Source organism: Neobacillus pocheonensis (assembly GCF_050477905.1).
Taxonomy (GTDB): domain Bacteria; phylum Bacillota; class Bacilli; order Bacillales; family Cytobacillaceae; genus Neobacillus; species Neobacillus pocheonensis_A.
In genome coordinates this window covers 127,115-145,972 of sequence record NZ_JBCNAD010000020.1, presented here as the reverse complement: position 1 = coordinate 145,972, position 18,858 = coordinate 127,115, and the positions used below count along the sequence as shown (strand labels likewise).

Genomic DNA, 18,858 nt, shown 5'->3' with positions numbered 1-18,858 from the left:
GTTTATGTTATCCTTCCGCTTTTAGTTCTAATAGGAGGTCACGAAGCTCTGCAGCACGTTCGAAGTTGAGTGCTTTTGCTTCTGCCTTCATTTCTTTTTCCATTGTAGCAATCAGCTTTTCTCTTTCCTTTTTGTTCATCTTGCCGAATGATGCTGCTGGTGTATATTCTTCTTGTTCCTCTGCGGCATGGGTGGCGCGAATGACATCACGAATTGCTTTTTGGATCGTCTGTGGCGTAATGCCATGCTTCAAATTATATTCCTCTTGAATCGCACGGCGCCGCTTCGTCTCGCTGATGGCTAGTTCCATCGAATTGGTTATTTTATCTGCATACATGATAACGTGACCATTGGCATTTCTTGCTGCTCGGCCAATCGTTTGGATTAACGACCGTTCAGATCGCAAAAAGCCTTCTTTATCAGCATCGAGTATTGCGATAAGAGAAACCTCGGGAATATCCAGTCCTTCCCGGAGCAGGTTGATCCCGACGAGAACATCATATTTTCCGAGACGCAGTTCTCGGATAATTTCAATCCGCTCGAGCGTTTTTACTTCTGAGTGCAGATATTGAACTTTAATTCCTATTTCTTTCAAGTAATCGGTCAGATCTTCAGACATTTTTTTCGTCAGTGTGGTGATAAGGACACGTTCATTTTTCTTAACTCGATCCTGTATTTCACCAATCAAATCATCAATTTGACCTTCAATTGGGCGGACTTCAATGGTTGGATCTAACAGTCCTGTTGGACGAATGATTTGCTGGATCATGTCCGGTGTATGCTCTAGCTCATATGGACCAGGTGTGGCTGAAACAAAAATGGCGTTGTGGACATGTTTTTCAAATTCATCAAAGGTTAAAGGCCTGTTATCGAGTGCTGACGGCAGACGGAAACCATGGTCGACAAGCACTTGTTTCCGTGCCTTATCACCATTAAACATTCCACGAACCTGTGGCAAGGTCACATGCGACTCGTCGATGATCATGAGAAAATCATCTGGAAAATAGTCTAGTAACGTATATGGTGTTGAGCCTGCTGGTCTTAACGTCAAATGTCGGGCGTAATTTTCGATTCCCGAGCAAAAGCCCATTTCCCGCATCATTTCTAAGTCGTAACGTGTGCGCTGTTCAATCCTTTGTGCTTCGAGGAGTTTATTGTCCTCTCTTAACTCAGCAAGACGTTCTTCTAATTCTTTTTCAATATTTCCGATGGCAACCTGCATCTTTTCTTCCCTTGTCACGAAGTGGGATGCCGGGAAAATCGCCACGTGGTCGCGCTCGCCGATAATTTCACCTGTTAAGGCATCAACTTCACGAATCCGATCGATTTCATCGCCAAAAAATTCAACGCGCATACAATGTTCATCTCGTGAAACTGGGAATATCTCAACAACATCGCCGCGAACACGGAATGTCCCCCGCTTGAAATCGATATCGTTCCGCTCATATTGAATATCGACTAAACGATGGAGGAGCTGATTGCGCTCGATTTCCATACCGGTACGGAGCGATAGGACCATCTCCCGGTACTCTTCCGGCGAACCGAGACCGTAAATGCAGGAAACGCTGGCGATAATAATGACGTCTTTGCGTTCAAATAGCGATGAGGTTGCCGAGTGCCGTAATTTATCAATTTCGTCGTTGATACTGGCATCTTTTTCAATGAAGGTATCGGTCTGTGGAACGTACGCTTCCGGTTGATAGTAATCATAGTAACTGACAAAATATTCAACAGCATTGTTCGGGAAAAATTCTTTGAACTCACTATAAAGCTGGCCAGCTAGTGTTTTATTATGGGCAATTACCAGTGTTGGTTTATTTACCTCTTTAATTACGTTTGAAACCGTGAATGTCTTCCCCGTACCTGTTGCCCCGAGTAGAGTTTGATGGCGCTTGTTGTTATTGATGCCCTCGACTAATTGTTTAATCGCTTCAGGCTGATCCCCTTGCGGCGAGTATTTTGAAATTAATTCAAATTGGTCCTTCACAAATTCTTTCCTCCCGTTTTTTTAATCCGAATCTATTTATTTGGCACTTTTCAGCATGAGAACCATGTTATTGGGCCGGGATGGTGCTGGAAAATGTTTTCACTAATTTGCATATTAACATTCTACCACAATCCCCCAAAAACAAACCAACAATATGCGAACTAATATTCGTTTTTTATCGTTTTTAGGGGGGTTCGCGGAATTGTATAGAGAATTGGCGGAATTGAGATATCATTTCGCGGAATTATCCGGGAATTTCGCGGGATTGAAATATTATTTCGCGGGTTTTCTAAATTATTTCGCGGAATACCCAGTTTATTTCGCCATTTCCTAATTATTTCACTCGAAAAGCAAAAAAGCCAAATCCCAAAGGGCTGGCTTTTTCATCTTAATTAATATAGTAAATATTTCTCGCGAGTATCCATAAATTTATCCAAGGCTGGCTGCCATTTTGCTTTCATTTCTTCGATGGATTTGCCCGCTTCTATGTCTGCACGAATGGAGCCATTTCCAATAAGATTATCGAAGAAGGAGATTCCGTTACTTCCCGGAGTCCTAAACTGAAAATCGTTTGGATACATATCATGGATGGTTTTGACAATATATAATCCCGTTTCAAATGGTTTATAGGAATTGCGGTCGGTCACGTGAATCTGAATTCCGTTGCTTAATTGATTTACAAACTTCGATGTTGTCGGTGTGAAGGAAGCTGCACGGAATTTAACTCCTGGCAGGTTGTAAGAATTAAGCTTATCTGCCAAGGCATCGCTATTAATAAACGGTGCACCAATTAATTCAAATGGTCTTGTCGTTCCACGTCCTTCAGAAATATTGGTTCCTTCAATCAGGCAGGCACCAGGGTAGACTAATGCTGTATCTAAAGTTGGCATATTAGGTGATGGCATCACGAAGTCTAATGGTGTTTCATCATAGTACATGTTCCGTTTCCAGCCATCCATTTTTACGACCGTTAAATCCGCACCGATACCGAATTCCTTGTTAAATAACTGGGCTAATTCCCCAACCGTCATTCCATGGCGGACGGGAATGGCATATTCCCCAACAAAGGAAGAATATTTATCTTCCAGAACTGGCCCTTCCACTTTTGTCCCGCTAAGTGGATTCGGACGATCCAAAACGATAATCGGAATATGGTTCTCTTTAGCCGCTTCCATCGCTAGGGCCATTGTGTAAATATACGTGTAATAACGCGTCCCAACATCTTGAATATCAAATAATAATACATCGACATTGCTCAGCATCTCCGATGTAGGCTTTTTCGTATTTCCATACAGACTGTATACCGGAACGCCCGTCTTTTCATCAATATAGGACTCCACATACTGACCGGCCTGAGCGCTGCCGCGGACCCCATGCTCGGGGCCGTATAAGGCAGTCAGATTTACATTCGGATTATTGTAAAGCAAATCTACGATACTATTAAGTTTTTGATCGACTCCGGTTGGATTGGTAATCAATCCAACACGTTTCCCCTTAATTAAATCAATTTTATCCTGTAATAACACCTCTACGCCTAAGCGAAACTTATCATTTTTCTTTTCTTTATCGTTTTTGGCAATGGCGGCCGTTACCGTTGAAAGGACCAACAGCAGCGCAAGAATGCCGGTGAACCATTTTTTCTTCATCCAAACCCCTCCCTTTTTTGAAAAATTAATACCCTAAACCATGGTCAAATCCATATAATACGGTGCCATCAGGGTTATAAATCGTAACTGGAAGCTTTCCAGAAGGTTCATTTTCTCCAAAAATTGTGTCTGCGGCTGCTTCAAAGCTTGCTGGTCTGTATCCATACTGAACAAGATAGGCATCCACATTTGGATAGGACATGACGTCATACGGATTTCGGATTCCTAATGCGATTACGGGTGCATCGGTTTCATTGATCAACTGGTTGGTCATCAGCATTTGACCAGCACTTGGAGCCCGTCCCCCAACTGAAGAGGTATACGTTCCGACAATGATGTATTTTGCATCCTTAACTTGATTTAGTTGTACATCAGTTAGTTTTGTTTGCGTATTGACATATATGATATTTTTATGGTGTTTCTTCACCTCAGCTACAAGCGAATCTACAAAGAACCCTGAATATCCTACAACAGCAATCTTATCTTCTTCCGAAACCTTTAGAGGAAGAACTCCATTGTTTTTCACAAGGGTAATCGATTTAGCGGCTGCTTCTTTTTCGACTTGTTTATGTTCAGCAGAACCCACAACTTTTATAGCATTGGCCACCTTCTCATCCAAGCTTTTTTCGGTCTCAGCCTTTACAATACCTCGGTTCAATTTCAGCGTTAAAATGCGTTCAACCGATTGTTCAATCCGGTCTACGGGAATATCACCTGAATTTACTGAATCATATAGACCGCTTGCTACCTCTTTGATGCCGACTGGCATTAGGAGAATATCGGCACCTGCTTTCACAGCTCGAATGGCTGCGTCTACCGGGCCAAAATGGTCGGCAATTGCCCCCATATTCATCGCGTCGGTCACAATGACGCCCTTATAGCCCATGTCTTCACGCATAAGACCAGTTAATATTTTGTGAGATAGAGTTCCCGGTACGGCAATTTCTGTCCCGTCTTTTTTCGATATGGCTTTCGTATCGTCGATTTTCGGAAAGGTCACATGCGCTGACATAATCGCATCAATTCCAGCATCCATTGCCTGTTGGAATGGATATAATTCTACTTTTTTCAAACGATCGATATCATGTGGAACTGATGGAAGTCCTAAATGGGAATCAACCGCTGTATCACCATGACCCGGAAAATGCTTTGCTGTAGCTGCTATTCCAGCCTCATGTAGGCCTTTAAGATACGCTTTGCCCAATTGAGCAACGAGCTCCGGATTTTCCCCGAACGAACGAACGCCAATAACCGGGTTATCAGGATTGAGGTTTACATCTAGTACAGGGCCAAAATTCATGTTAATGCCCTCGGACTTCAGTTCCTCGCCAATGGCCTTGCCTACTTTCTCAGCCAGCTCTTCAGACCGTGCTGCTCCAAGCGCCATGTTCCCTGGAAAATCAGTTCCTGTCTGAAGGCGTGTCACAATCCCGCCTTCCTGGTCAATGGAGACGAGCATTCCGTATTTTTCGGAGGCTTCCTGATAGGCACTGACAAGTTTCGTAGTCTGCTCAGCATTTACCGTATTTTCACGGAATAAAATGACACCACCAAGATGATAATCTTTTACCAATTGGGCAATTTCTGGCTGCATTTCTGTTACGTTTTGCCCCTTCCAAGTGCGGAAGTCCGGCATTAGCATCTGACCAACTTTTTCTTCCATTGACATATGCTTAATGGCATTACCAATAAGGTCATAGCGATTTCCTTCCTCTTTTTCCACAAATACCTTCTCTTGATTTCCTTTGAATTGGATAGAAATTCGATCACCATACCGGTCATCACTGACAGAGATAAAGGTCTTCCCATTGTGTCCTGATAAAGTTACCTCGCCTTCTTCATTAACAGTTGCCACATTTTTGTTTGAAGAATTCCACTTTAGATTCTTTGAAGCAAGCATGAAATGACCATCATCATACAGATGTAGGGCATTCAATTTAATATTGTTATCTTTTACTTCTCTTGAAACTTGAGGAACATTTAGGTCAATAATTAAATCTTTCACGCCTGTTACCGCCTCCGCTTTGTCTAGGCTTAAAAACGGGATACCAGTAAAAACTAAGGCAAAAATCAAAAACGAAACGATAAGTGACTTGAACATATTACGCATGCTGCCTCTCCCCTTCTCTATTTAATAGTCTCTTAATTCCCAGTCATTTTTCGTAAGGTTCAGTGCTTCTGAGTTTAGTTTCGGATTAAGAACATACCAACCGCGGCCGTTTGCGGAGGAATCTGTTTGATAAACAAAACGTAATTTTGTTGCAGCTTTTGGAATGGTTAATTCAACATTCTCCCAGCCGCTGCTGACCCCGGTGCACCCGTCCAGTTTTTCCCACGAACCGTCAATAAAGGCTTCTACATATCCATAATCCCAGCCATCCTCGATCCTATGCCAGGTTGCAAAGGTCAGTTTTGCGTCCTCTTTTAGCTGAAGGTCAGCCTCCATTTCTCTACTGAGTTTATCTCCATATCCTGCAAACCAAGCTGAGCCGTTACCAGGAATGGACACCGGAATCGAGTCAGCGACCTGCCGTGCAAACAATCTTCTCGTTTGATTTGTTGACACGGTCCTCCTTGATGGATGGACGCGGTTGGTCAACAAAATCGCAATCGTTTTATTGTTGGGGCTTACGACAATTGAGGTCCCTGTATACCCTGTATGTCCAAAGGAATAGGTCCCTTCTGATAAGGCATCCATGTACCAGCTTTGCCCTAGCTCCCAGCCAAGTCCGTGGTCATTACCAGGAAAGGCTTCGTTTTGATTTTCTAATAAAAGCTTAACCGTTGCAGGCTCTAAAATTCTTGCTCCGCCATATTTTCCATCATTCAGGAAAATATGGGCCAGCTTTGCGAGATCTTCCGCCGTCGAAAATACTCCTGCATGTCCCGCCACCCCATCAAGTGACCACGCATTTTCGTCATGAACCACTCCCCACACAAGACCTCTGTTAGGAGTGGATTGGTATTCCGTTGCCGCGATCCGGTTTTTCAACGAGGATGGGGGATTATACATCGTATCTTTCATCCCTAATGGAACGGTGATATTCTCCTTCACGAAAACATCCTCACGTTGACCTGACAATCGCTCTACTAGTGCTCCTAGGGTAATCATGTTTAAGTCGCTATATTCATAAGCAGTCCCAGGAGGGTTCTTAAGTGGCTGCTCAAATACAAGCTGGAGGCGATCAGCCCGTGATTTCCCCTGTGTATATAAGGGAATCCAAGCGGTAAAACCGGAAGTGTGCGTTAATAACTGACGTATCGTAACGTGCTCTTTACCATTTTGTGCAAATTCCGGAATATACTTGGCAACCGGATCGTCGAGCTGAAATAATCCTTTTTCATATAGCTTCATGACCGAAACAGCTGTGAAAATTTTACTAATCGACGCTAAATCAAAAATGGTATCCTCCTTCATCGGAATCGGATGCTCCATTTCCGTCAACTTCCCATCAACATATTGAGCCGAATAACCGTAAGCAGAGTGTTTAACAATCTTTCCGCCGCGTGCTACAAAGGCAACGGCACCAGGCATAACCTTATCTGCAATCGCTTGGTCCATTATCTGATCGATTTTCTCAAGTGGTGCTGCTTCCATACCTGCTCCTCTCGGCGATCCAGAATGTAATACGCTCGAAACCGGGATGACAGTAGAATTCCATGTAAACACTGGGTGCGGTTTCTGAGACTTGAAATAACTTTCTTTTTCATGCTTTTCAATCGATGGAACAGTGGCTGAGTCCCCATTCGCAAAAACAGTAGTGGTCCCTAAAAAAACAGTGCAAATAGATAAGATGATTAACGTTTTTCTCTTCATACTTCCTCCCCTATAATTGATGTAATTTATATAATCATAAGCGTTTCCATTCAGAAGCCGTAATAATGGATTCGCTTACAATTTAATAAAAAAAATAACCAAATAGGTATAGTTGTCTATACCACTAAAGACCTACGATTTTTTCTATGTAATAGGCCAAAGCTATTACCCTTATACGATTCGTAGTCCGTAATCCCTATAAAGATAACCTAGCCGCAATTAGATGAAAAGTGCGTAAAATCCAACCTACTATTTATGATAGATTTTGGATTTTACACACTTTATTGTTTTTTGGAGTTTATCATCAGTTCAGTTTTACTATGTAGAATATTTCTAGTAGGCATTTCATAAGGATGGAAGTTTTTCTAGAGGTTGATGCCCTTACCAAATCATGTCTATTTTTATTATATAAATTAAAATTTCAAAAAACAATGGATTTTTTTGATTTTTTATTACAACATTAGTTAAATGTTTGAATAGCCTTCCCGAGCTGACGAATTCCCCTTTGAATCTGCTCCACACTTAAACCGCCAAAACCGAGCATTATAGTCTGGTCGAACTTTGATGTTTTTTTCAACCAGAACTTTTCTGTTAAATAAATCTTTACCCCAAATTCCTCCGCCCTTGCAGCCAATTGTTTGGAGTCGATGCCTTTTAGCTTTAGCAATAAATGAAGACCAGCTTTTTGTCCAATTATATTAACCTTGTCACCTAAATAAAATTCTATCGCTTTTAACAGCGCTGCCTGTTTTCCTTGATAAATTTTTCTCATTTTTCGAATATGTCGCCCAAAATGCCCTTCTTTCATAAAACGATATAGTGCCTCTTGGATGAGCGGCGACACTGTTTGACTATAAAAGAAAAGCTTGGATCGATAGATGTAAACAAGCGGCTCTGGTAAAACAATGTAAGTAACTCTAGCTGCTGGAAGAAAAGCCTTTGAAAAGGTCCCTAAGTATATCACCTTATCATCGGTATCCAATGATTTTAAGGAAGGAATTGGCTGGCCCGCATAACGGAATTCCCCATCATAATCGTCCTCAATGATATAGGTTTGCTGTTTTCCGGCCCAATGCAGCAACTTCATCCTTTTTTGCACAGGCAAAATCATGCCAATTGGAAACTGGTGTGAAGGAGTCACATACACACATTTCGCTGAACTCAGCCACAGCTCATCTATATTAATTCCATCCTCCTCTAAAGAAATAGGAACGACTTCGCAATTTTGACTTTCAAACACATAGCGAACACCATCATATCCGGGATTTTCAAGCGCTACATTGTGGTTTTGAAGCGACAATAACTGAATCAACACATTAATAGCCGCTTGGGTTCCTGCGGTGAGAATGATCTGATCCGCGGAACAGCGAACACCGCGCGCTTGATACAAATAAGCCGCAATTTCACTTCGTAATCCATAATGGCCTTGTTTATCCCCATAAGAGAACACTTCCTGAGTGGGGGCATCAATAGCATCGATTAAGCATTTTTTCCAGACTTTTAACGGAAAACGCTCCAGTTCAATATCCCCATATTGAAAATCTATTAAACTTTCTTTTTCAAGTAAGGGACATGATTCAATTACATTTTGAATCTCCTTGTTTGGATGCAGCGGAAAATCCTCTAATTCCAAGACAAATAAGCCGCTTTTTTCCCTGCTTTCCACATATCCTTCTGCAATCAGTTGTTGATAGGCTGTATCAACAGTGTTCCGGCTTATATTTAAAGATTGTGAGAGTTCCCTGATTGAAGGGAGTTTTTCTCCTGTTAAAATTGAGCCCTTTTCAATCTCCTCTCGAAAAAACTGATAGAGTTGGATATAAATTGGAACCTTATCTTCTTTTTTTAAAAATGGAGTGATTTGCACATGTAACTCCCCTTCTGACCCTATAAAATTTTTAAAAACTGTCACTTTTAACAGGTACAATTAATTTTTATTATGAGTGTAACATGATTTAAGAAAGGGAGTCAGTAATATGAGACAAATGACGTTAGAATGCACTGATCATCAAAAAATAAATCGTTTTTTAGAAACAGAGAAAACGGGATTTTTAGGATTGGCAGATAATGATGCCCCATACACTATTCCACTAAATTTTGTATGGCTGGACGGTGCGATCTATTTTCATGGAGCTAGTGAAGGACGTAAGGTGGATATAATTGAAAAAAATCCGAAGGTCTGCTTTACGGTCAGCGCTGACCTTGGCACCATTTCTGATCCAGTGCCTGCTAAAACGGATACTGCCTACATGAGTGTCATGATTTTTGGCGAAGCAGAGAAAGTGTACAATCTTGATGAGGCGGTTTTGGCCATGCAAAAAATGCTCGATAAGTATGTTCCCTGCTATTATGATAGAGCATTGTCAAGTTCACACGTGGAAAAATACCGTTCTTCTTTAGGAAGCAAAACCGCTGTTTATAAAATTAAAGCCGTTGAATTAACAGCCAAAGAAAATCCTGTTCAGCTAGAAAAAATGTTTTATCACGGAAAAAAAGTAAAAGAAGAGGAATAAAAGGAAAAAAGTCACGAGTATGTTTACACGTGACTTTCTTTCATATAGCATGATATTAAACTAAAAATTGAGGGGTAACAGTGGCTGCATTTGACGAAGTGGATTTGAAAATCCTTGAAATTCTAGAAAAAAATTCACGAATAACCTGGAAAGAAATCGGCTCTCTCGTGCATATGACCGGGCAGGCTGTTGCAGCGCGCATTGATAAGTTGGAAGAGTTAGGGATACTTGAAGGTTACACTGTCAAAATAAATAGAAAGTTGCTGGGGAGCCCCATTATTGCCTTAGTCACCGTATTTATGAAAACAACCAACCATGCTTCCTTCCACAACTTTATCCATTCCCAGAAAGAAATTATCGAAGCCTTTAGGATTAGCGGAGAAGGATGTTATTCCCTGAAAATTATGGTGCCAACCCAAGCTGACTTAGTAGAACTCCTCGATAGGATTCTTTCTTTTGGCAATTATAAAGTTAAACTCTCCATCGAGAAGATTAAATAGGACCACTTATCTTAAATCAATGAATATTTAACTATTTCTCCGTTTTCCGGAACGATCACATTTCTTAATCGATTGTATCCGATATAGCCTCTCAGCACTTCCCTGCTCAATAAGCAATGATTCCAACTCTCCATATGAACAACCATGATTTTGGCTGATGGGGCCGCCAAACTCACTTTTTCAATGTCTTTTATTCCCATTGTGATTGGATCCCCTGCCAAGAACTGCGCTTCACCGCCATTTACAAGGATGATTTCAGGTGAATGTTCCGTTAAGGCATCCTCAACCTCTTTACACCAAATCGAATCACCGACAATGTACAAGGAAGGTTCACCTTCCGCTTTCATGATAAAACCTGATACCGGACCCATTTGTTTGCCTAATTCGCCTGTTCCATGCTGACCACCTGTTCTCGTAAGCTGAACTCCGTTCCAATATCCTTGATCACTTATTTTGGTGACGTTTGAAAATCCGAGATCCACCAATTTTTGTTCGTCTTCTGGCTGGCAGAAGATGGGTAATTCTTTTGACAGTGTTCTGATTGCGGGATCGTCAAAATGGTCCCGATGGGTATGAGTTAAAATCACTGCATCTACCCCATGTAGAATCTCTTCTATTGGAAGCGGTAAATCGACCAGCGGGTTTCTGAAGCTATTGGCTGCATTAGTCACCGGGTCCATCTCCTCTTTAGCGCTTAACATCGGGTCGACCAAGAAAGTTAATTGATTGAACCTAATCTTAATTGTTGAATGTCTGATTAATTGAATGTCCATAATATCACTCCTGGGATTTTTATGTGATTAGCTTTATCATTATTATAGAAAAAACCTTCTGAACTTCCCATTGAAAAGTGAAAGCATATATACGTTTTTTATTGATTCCTGAAAGAAATTTGGAGCTCATTATTTATTAATGTAATTGATTCTTCTGGAAAATTTGGAATTGGGGTTCGTATTATTCGATGTGGTGTTGACAAAGAAAAAAAGCCTGCCATTTTCAGGCAGACTTACATTCTATTTTAAAACCTAGCTATTTTTCACTGCACGCGGCCTCATTTTGGCAGCCAGCCAAAAACCGGCGGTTAGCGAGAAGGCATCAATGACTATTAAAACAAACGTACTGGTATAACCTTTATAAACGGAGCCGGCAATTAGCGCGACGGTTAAGACAAGTCCAATAATACGATTGTATGTGACCCGTGTAAAAAGCAAAACTAATAACCCTGGCAAAATAAGCGCCGATACGTATTCCATAAACGTAACCACAGGGGACCCCCACCTCATTTATTTCTGTTCATTAATTTTAAAAATTAATTCATAAAATTGCAACAAAAATATGATTCCTTATAAGGGCAAATTGCTTTTAACATTTTGACGGGTCACAAAACTTGCAAACACAAATCCAATCAAAGAGAGTGCAATCGGCACCACAACCGTATGAACGCCGAAAGTATTGGGATGGAATCGATCTAAAAATATATACGAACCCATTCCCAAAACCATCGATGTGATGGCACCATATTTATTCCCCTTGCTCCAATAAAGGCCCAATACTACTGGCCAAATAAACACCGATTCCAAGCCGCCAAAGGAAAAGAGATTCAGCCAAACAATTAAATCAGGCGGACGCAGTGCAAGAAAAATAACTAGAATCCCAACTATGGCCGTGACACTAAAGCTTACTTTTTTGATATGAGCATCACTGGCTTGTGGTTTGATGTAATTCAAGTAAATATCTTTAACTATAGCGGAGCTAACTAAAATAAGCAGGGCATCCACAGTCGACATAATCGCCGCCATTGGTGCGGCCAAAACTATGCCTGCGACAAACGGAGGCAACACTTTCATCGATAATAACGGCATCACGGTATCGCCAATTTTCACACCAGGAAGAACGGGTCTTGCAAAAACGCCGATAAGGTGCATGCCAAGCATGATAAAGCCCACGACAATCGTTCCGATAATAATCGCACTATGCATTGCCTTAGAATTTTTATAAGACATCGCACGGACGGTAATCTGCGGGAGCCCAACAACACCGACGCCAACTAAGATCCAAAAAGACGAAACATAGGCAGGCGTTAATTCGCGGTCAGCACCGAACGGACTGATTAAATTCGGATTTTCAGCCGCTAAATCGGAGATGATTTTAGGGATTCCTCCGCCTGCCTTGATAGTTGCGATGAGAAGAATTAAAGTCCCCATAAACATAACGACACCTTGAACCGCATCCGTTAACGCAACTGCTCTGAAGCCGCCGACAATGACAAATAGGAGAACTGACCCGACAAAAATCAATAAGGCATATGTATAAGGCAGGCCTGTCAAGGACTCAACGAGACGTGCCCCGCCAATCCATTGCGCTGTCATCGATGAAAAAAGAAAAATGATAATACTAGCAGCAGAAATCAACACGACAGCTTTACTTTTATAGCGCTCTTTTAAAAAGTCGATTAAGGTGATCGCCTTGTATTGACGGGCGACGATGGCGAATTTCTTTCCTAATACCATGAGGACAAAATAGCCTGTTGCTAACTGAGCCATGGCCAACAATACCCAGCCTAACCCCTTCGTATAAGCAACACCAGGACCGCCGATAAAACTGCTGGCACTTCCGTAGGTGGCTACCATCGTCATCGCTAAGATGAAGCCCCCCATTTGCCGCTCACCTAAAAAGTATTCCTCCAAAAATGAATTCGACTTGATAACAAATTTATTTGACCAAAAGCCGACAGCAAAAATAATAAGCAGAAAAATAAGTAACGGGGTTATGACGGCCCAGTTCATTTCACATCCCCCTCTTCCTCTTCAAAGGGAACATCCTTAAAAAGAAATTTCACAGCGAGGATAACAAGAACGATTATAACAATCGAGCCTAAAATACAGCTGTAAAAGAACCAGGCAGGTAAACCGAATATGTACGAGTAATTTTCCACTTTGGCGGAACCAAGCCCGTAACCAAACCCATACCACCAGATAAAATTGATGATGACAAGGATGACTCCAATTAAAGCTTCCCTGTGGGCAATCTTGAAACGTTTGTCCAATGGTATTCCTCCTCATAAATTAAGTGCTGTTATTTTTAACTAATATTGAACATTTTACCAAACATATTGAATCGGTAAAGCAAAAAGCGCAAAAAAACCTTTTTAAGATGTATCTAATGAAACAAAACATCTTAAAAAGGTTTTTATTATGTTATTTAATCATGGCCCCGGTTGGACCAAGTTTGTAGCCGCCTATTTTTGTGTTATTGGCCATGGCACCGGTGTTATGGAAGTAGTAGCAGCTTTTCCCGACAAGGACCCTTCCGGTTCGCATGGCACCATTTTCATTCAAATACTCGATTGGAACATCTCGATGGTACGCTGATTATAGGCACCAATATGTAGAAATGAGGAAAAACATTAAAATCAATAAAAAAACCACAGTATTAAATCTGACCGTGGTTTTTGATGTTTACTTATAATGTAGCGAAGAACTTTGAGCGAATTTAATTACACGTCCCATGCGGGCTGGGACAGCCATTAGCTGCTTTTTCGACTTGAATGGTGCTATGTTCAATATGAAAATCATCATGAAGAATGCGCTGCGATTGGGACAATATTTCATCATGAACCCCTTCATCAGAGATGGTAAGATGGCAGCTTAAGACCGGATATCCTGATGTAATCGTCCAAATATGCAAATCATGGACTTCTTTTACGAGCGGGATTCTCCGTAGTGCCTCTTTTACCTGCTTCATATCAATTTGCTCCGGTGTTCCTTCCATTAAAATATGGAAAGAATCCTTGGTGACGCGGTAACCGCTGATGAGGATTAGTCCAGCCACAATCACGCTCGCTATAGGGTCTGCGATACCCCAGCCGAAAAACATGATCAAGAGGGCTGCGACAATTGCTCCGACTGAACCGAGCATATCGCCAAGCACATGTAAGAAGGCACTTCTGACATTCAGGTTTTCTTCCTTGTCACCCTTCATTAATATCCAAGCAGCGAGGATGTTGACCACTAAACCGGTAATGGAAATCATCAGCATCCCTTTACTTTGCACATCCGGTGGTGCCAGGAAACGGCCGATCGCTTCATAGAAAATGTATAACGATATAATGATTAACGTTAAGCCATTTAAGGCGGCCGCGATGATTTCAAACCGTTTATACCCATAGGTTTTTTCTTGCGAGCCCTGTTTTTCCCCAAGCTTGATTGCATAAAAGCTTAATCCTAGAGCTGCTGCATCGCTGAGCATGTGGCCGGCATCTGACAAGAGCGCCAGGCTGTTTGTGACGATGCCCCCGATGACTTCAACTACCATAAAGGCTGCTATTAATAGGAAGGAACTTAATAAAGCTTTTTTATTGCTAGTATATGAATGGCCATGTGAGTGGCCGTGTGAATGGCCATGATGATGGTGATGGTGACCCATGTTTATCCCCCCAGCTCTCCGTATAGAGTAGCTCTTTCTATTTCTAAAACGAAAAAGTTACGATTAAGGTTATTGTTTTCTGTTTCTAAATTTTCGATTCATCTTTCACTCTTAAAAGTCTTAACCCATTTAATGTGACAAGCAAGGTCATGCCCATGTCGGCAAAAATCGCAATCCACAAAGTCAGCCAGCCTGGTACAACAAGTAATAGGGCTAAGAATTTTACAACGATGGATAAGGTGATATTTTGCTTAATAATTTGCAGAGTTTTCCGGCTTAGCTTGATGGTAAACGGAAGCTTTTTCAAATCATCGTTCATTAAGGCAATATCGGCGGTTTCTAGTGCTGTATCGGTTCCAGCGCCGCCCATCGCGATTCCAACGGTTGCTGCGGCTAATGCCGGTGCATCATTGACGCCATCCCCTACCATGGCGACTCGGCCAAATTGTGCTTGTAGTTTTTTGATAAAATCTAATTTTTCCTCTGGAAGCAACTCCGCTTCGATTGTGGACACCCCGGCATGACGCCCGATTGCCCTTGCGGTTGCTTCGTTGTCTCCGGTCAGCAGTATGGTATTTTGTATTCCCAACTGACAGAGTCGCTCGATCACTTGACGGCTGGTTTCTCTTACTTCATCGGCTACCGCGATAAGAGCGAGGATTTCTTTGTCGTACCCGGCAATCATGACCGTTTTGCCTTGATTTTGCAGCGTGGTGATTTGGTTTTGAATTTCGTTTGGAATTTCGTCGAACAACTTTACGTTTCCAACCCTGAATGCTGTTCCATTAATGGATCCCATTATTCCTTTACCTGTTATCGAGCTGAAATTCTCCACTTGGTAGTCAAATGATGAAGCTTTTTTAATAATCGCTGCAGCGAGCGGATGCTGTGACCGGCTTTCGAGTGCAGCCATTTTTTCAAAAAGCATTTCATCGTTACTATAATTAAGGAAATCCGTTACAACAGGAACCCCTTTTGTTAAGGTTCCCGTTTTATCGAAAGCAATTGCCTTTAGCGCACCAGCCTCCTCTAAAAAGCTGCCGCCTTTGATGAGTACACCATTCCGAGCGGCATTGCCGATCGCAGTCACGATCGAAACAGGAGTGGAAATGACGAGCGCACATGGGCAGCCGACGACTAGAACGGCCAAGCCCTGGTATATCCACGCTTGCCAGATAGCTCCGAAAAACAATGGAGGAACCACTGCGACAAGGGCGGCAATTATTATGATCACCGGGGTATAGTACTTAGCAAATCTGTCAACAAAGCGCTGTGACGGTGCTTTTTCCGCCTGAGCCTCCTCAACTAAATGAATAATTTGAGCTATTGTAGTATCCTCTGATAACTTAGTGACCTTTACCTTCAAAAATCCTTCTTCATTTAATGTTCCGGCGAACACTTCGTCTTGAACGGCTTTTTCCACCGGCACCGATTCACCCGTAATAGTTGCTTGATTGACCGATGAGTTACCCTCGATAATCACGCCATCCATCGCAATCATTTGCCCCGGCTTAACGAGCATGATATCGCCTATTTCAATATCATCAGCTTTCAGTAAAACTTCTTTGTTGTTCCGAACAACCAGCGCTTCTGTCGGCGCCATTTCCATCAGCGAACGAATCGAGGCGCGAGCTTTATCCATCGAATAGCTTTCTAGTACCTCACTGATCGCAAACAGAATGACCACAACTGCCCCTTCTTGCCATTCACCGATAATAGCTGCTCCGATGATGGCGATGGTCATCAGAGTCTTCATATCGAATTCGAGCTGAAGCAAATTTTTTAAGCCGTTTTTAAATAACGGGAATCCACCTAGGAGGATGGCCGCGGCAAAGAGAATGTTTTCAGAAAAAAGATAACCTGCGAGCAGAAATAGTACCGAAAACCCGAGCAGTAAATATCGCTTACAAAATGGTTCTTTCGGTGTGATTGGCTGTTTTTCTTTTTCTGGATAAATGGTTAATTTTTCAAAAGCGCCTGCTTTTTGTAATTCCTCAAGGCTGGTGTTTCCATAGACTGTAAGTTTGGAAGCACCAAAGTTTACGGCTGCGTCAACAACACCATCCAGGTGCTGTACGTTCTTTTCGAACTTTGCGGCACAGCTCGTTCAGGAAAAGCCTTGGACACGATAGACTTGTTTTTCAATCGGTTCACTCACGGCTAGCCACCTCTTCTTGGTGTGCGAATGCGATATGGATTAATTGCTTTACATGGTCGTCATCAAGGGAATAATAGACTAGCTTGCCTTCTTTGCGGTATTTAGCAAGACCGAGACTTTTAAGATGACGTAAATGATGGGAGGCTGTCGCGGTCGTTGCCCCGACAATATTGGCCACATCACAGACGCAAAGCTCGTCTTCAAGCGTTAGAGCATAGGCGATTTTCATTCGCGTTTCATCCGACAATGCTTTAAACAGCTTCGTTACTTCCAGGACATCGCTGCTTTTTTCAAGCTGTTGCTGCACTCTGGCGGTTTTTTCGCTATCCACACAGGTAATCTCGCAAACATCGCGATCCTTCATCTACTGTCACCTTCTTCATTCAAATGTTCGTTTGATTATATCTTATTCAAATGGTGGTTTGAATGTCAATGAATTTTGTTTTTTTTGAAGGGAGGAATTTTGTAAAGCTGATTAGCCCGCATGGATGATGAAGCAGACTTGGGGACATTTATTGATTTTGCATTGGGAGGTTGAGGCTGAAGGAAAATACGATTGTTTTTACTAGGAAAGAGGTTTGAACATGATGAATTTTCAGTAGTTTATGAGCCTTTTTTGCCTTATGTGCCAATTGAACCAGACACCCTCGACTGCTCCTTTCCAATTGTCTGGCGTTTCTGCACTATTTTTTTTAAAATCGACTTTTTTCCATTTAAAATCTGTTAGGTGTGTGTTTCGCAGATAAATGGGATGGTTTCGCAGATAAAGTTCGATTTTTCGCAGATAAAATGGTACTTTTCGCAGATAAAATGGTACTTTTCGCAGATAAAGTTGTTTTTTCCGCAGATAAAATATAAATTTTTTATTGACACAACTGATTTAATATAAAATAGCTATGTTCAAGTCTAATTTAGAGCCCGGAAAAGCGCAGTTTTATCGGCGAAACCATTCAGAAATCAAATATTTTCTGCATATCTTTCATTTGGTATTTTATTTAGATTTACATAAAGGCTGCAATTCGTTGTTCCGGTATTAGTAAATGCCATCTCTTCCTCTCCAGTGCACAAGACAACGTCATCTTTTTCGACTTCAACTTTTTCGTTATTGATTGTAAACACACCTTGTCCTTGTAAAACTAGCAGATAGACGTGAGAGCCTGGATGTTTATGTGTAGGCAGTGATTGCCCCGGTTCAAAGTTCAAAACAAAAACCGTACTGTCTCCCTCTTTAAACATAATGCGTTTTGTGAATTTTTCATTATTGTACTCAACAAATTCACTTATCTTTTGTTTTTTCATATGTGTTCGTCCTTCTCCTTTCAAACCTCCATAAGTCAACCTTCTTAATATTTTTCAATGAGATGTTTTTATGTAATAACTGGTAATCTTCACAATTTCAACACGAAAAATCCATTTTCTCTGCTTATTTTAGCGTTATGATGAAGCCGATAAAAGAAAGGAGTTGGAGAAAAATGAAAAGGTTGGCAGCCGGAATTTTCAGTGCCACTTTAATTCTTGGGGCAGGGACAGCAGTATTTGCAGCAGGTACAAACAACTCTGATAATGGTTTGAATTTTGAAAAAATGCTTCCCTTTATGCAAAAAATGCATCCAGATTCATCTAAACAGGAATTAAAGGACATGTACAAAGCCTGTCATGGAAAAGGCGGCATGATGGATGACAGCAAGCAAAAGGAAATGAAAAGCAAAGATATGATGAACTCCTTTTAAAAAAGTGGGTGCCTTTAGCAAAAGGTCTGGTAATTTTACCAGACCTTTTGCTTGCCATATCAGAATGATTTTTGTCATATCC

Annotated in this window: 17 protein-coding genes; 3 read left to right on the top strand and 14 right to left on the bottom strand. The window is 41.6% G+C overall.

The window, feature by feature from the left end; all coding sequences use genetic code 11:
- Positions 1-7: 7 nt before the first annotated feature.
- From uvrB to ABES02_RS10790, 5 genes are all read right to left on the bottom strand, one after another.
- On the bottom strand, positions 8-1,987 hold the full coding sequence (gene uvrB, locus ABES02_RS10810; protein WP_430134113.1) for an excinuclease ABC subunit UvrB: 1,980 nt from the start codon (positions 1,985-1,987) through the stop codon (positions 8-10).
- 392 nt (positions 1,988-2,379) lie between these two features.
- On the bottom strand, positions 2,380-3,633 hold the full coding sequence (locus tag ABES02_RS10805) for an exo-beta-N-acetylmuramidase NamZ family protein (RefSeq protein ID WP_430134110.1): 1,254 nt from the start codon (positions 3,631-3,633) through the stop codon (positions 2,380-2,382).
- A 25-nt stretch (positions 3,634-3,658) separates the two neighbouring features.
- Entirely contained in the window at positions 3,659-5,743 is a 2,085-nt protein-coding gene (locus ABES02_RS10800) for a glycoside hydrolase family 3 N-terminal domain-containing protein (protein ID WP_430134107.1), read from the bottom strand.
- A gap of 21 nt (positions 5,744-5,764) precedes the next feature.
- Positions 5,765-7,450, bottom strand: a complete 1,686-nt coding sequence (locus tag ABES02_RS10795) for a serine hydrolase (protein ID WP_430134105.1) — start codon at positions 7,448-7,450, stop codon at positions 5,765-5,767.
- Positions 7,451-7,910: 460 nt separating this feature from the next.
- Positions 7,911-9,317, bottom strand: a complete 1,407-nt coding sequence (locus ABES02_RS10790; protein WP_430134103.1) for a PLP-dependent aminotransferase family protein — start codon at positions 9,315-9,317, stop codon at positions 7,911-7,913.
- 109 nt (positions 9,318-9,426) lie between these two features.
- Here ABES02_RS10790 and ABES02_RS10785 point away from each other — a divergent pair, with 109 nt between their 5' ends.
- Positions 9,427-9,963, top strand: coding sequence for a pyridoxamine 5'-phosphate oxidase family protein (locus ABES02_RS10785; RefSeq protein ID WP_430134100.1), 537 nt, complete (start codon positions 9,427-9,429; stop codon positions 9,961-9,963).
- Positions 9,964-10,043: 80 nt separating this feature from the next.
- Positions 10,044-10,463 carry an Lrp/AsnC family transcriptional regulator gene (locus ABES02_RS10780; protein WP_430134097.1) on the top strand — a complete coding sequence of 140 codons (420 nt, stop codon included), beginning with the start codon at positions 10,044-10,046 and terminating at the stop codon, positions 10,461-10,463.
- 11 nt (positions 10,464-10,474) lie between these two features.
- Here ABES02_RS10780 and ABES02_RS10775 read toward each other — a convergent pair whose 3' ends face one another.
- From ABES02_RS10775 to ABES02_RS10735, 9 genes are all read right to left on the bottom strand, one after another.
- Positions 10,475-11,236 (bottom strand): MBL fold metallo-hydrolase, encoded by a 762-nt coding sequence (locus ABES02_RS10775; protein ID WP_430134094.1) that lies wholly within the window; start codon positions 11,234-11,236, stop codon positions 10,475-10,477.
- A gap of 252 nt (positions 11,237-11,488) precedes the next feature.
- Positions 11,489-11,716, bottom strand: coding sequence for a DUF2198 family protein (locus ABES02_RS10770; protein WP_430134914.1), 228 nt, complete (start codon positions 11,714-11,716; stop codon positions 11,489-11,491).
- Between the two features lie 90 nt (positions 11,717-11,806).
- Positions 11,807-13,249 carry a sodium/pantothenate symporter gene (gene panF / locus ABES02_RS10765; protein WP_430134091.1) on the bottom strand — a complete coding sequence of 481 codons (1,443 nt, stop codon included), beginning with the start codon at positions 13,247-13,249 and terminating at the stop codon, positions 11,807-11,809.
- Positions 13,246-13,509, bottom strand: coding sequence for a YhdT family protein (locus ABES02_RS10760; protein WP_430134088.1), 264 nt, complete (start codon positions 13,507-13,509; stop codon positions 13,246-13,248). The genes panF and ABES02_RS10760 overlap by 4 nt, the downstream gene beginning before the upstream one ends.
- Positions 13,510-13,660: 151 nt before the next feature.
- Entirely contained in the window at positions 13,661-13,801 is a 141-nt protein-coding gene (locus ABES02_RS10755; protein ID WP_430134085.1) for a hypothetical protein, read from the bottom strand.
- A gap of 154 nt (positions 13,802-13,955) precedes the next feature.
- Positions 13,956-14,888, bottom strand: coding sequence for a cation diffusion facilitator family transporter (locus ABES02_RS10750; protein WP_430134082.1), 933 nt, complete (start codon positions 14,886-14,888; stop codon positions 13,956-13,958).
- Between the two features lie 85 nt (positions 14,889-14,973).
- Positions 14,974-17,046 carry a heavy metal translocating P-type ATPase gene (locus ABES02_RS10745; RefSeq protein WP_430134079.1) on the bottom strand — a complete coding sequence of 691 codons (2,073 nt, stop codon included), beginning with the start codon at positions 17,044-17,046 and terminating at the stop codon, positions 14,974-14,976.
- Positions 17,039-17,410, bottom strand: coding sequence for an ArsR/SmtB family transcription factor (locus ABES02_RS10740; RefSeq protein WP_430134077.1), 372 nt, complete (start codon positions 17,408-17,410; stop codon positions 17,039-17,041). The genes ABES02_RS10745 and ABES02_RS10740 overlap by 8 nt, the downstream gene beginning before the upstream one ends.
- Before the next feature lie 593 nt (positions 17,411-18,003).
- Positions 18,004-18,345: a cupin domain-containing protein gene (locus tag ABES02_RS10735; RefSeq protein ID WP_430134075.1), complete on the bottom strand. Its 342-nt coding sequence runs from the start codon at positions 18,343-18,345 to the stop codon at positions 18,004-18,006.
- Positions 18,346-18,518: 173 nt separating this feature from the next.
- Here ABES02_RS10735 and ABES02_RS10730 point away from each other — a divergent pair, with 173 nt between their 5' ends.
- A complete protein-coding gene (locus tag ABES02_RS10730; protein ID WP_430134072.1) occupies positions 18,519-18,776 on the top strand; it encodes a hypothetical protein in 258 nt (85 codons plus the stop codon).
- The last annotated feature ends 82 nt before the right edge of the window (positions 18,777-18,858 follow it).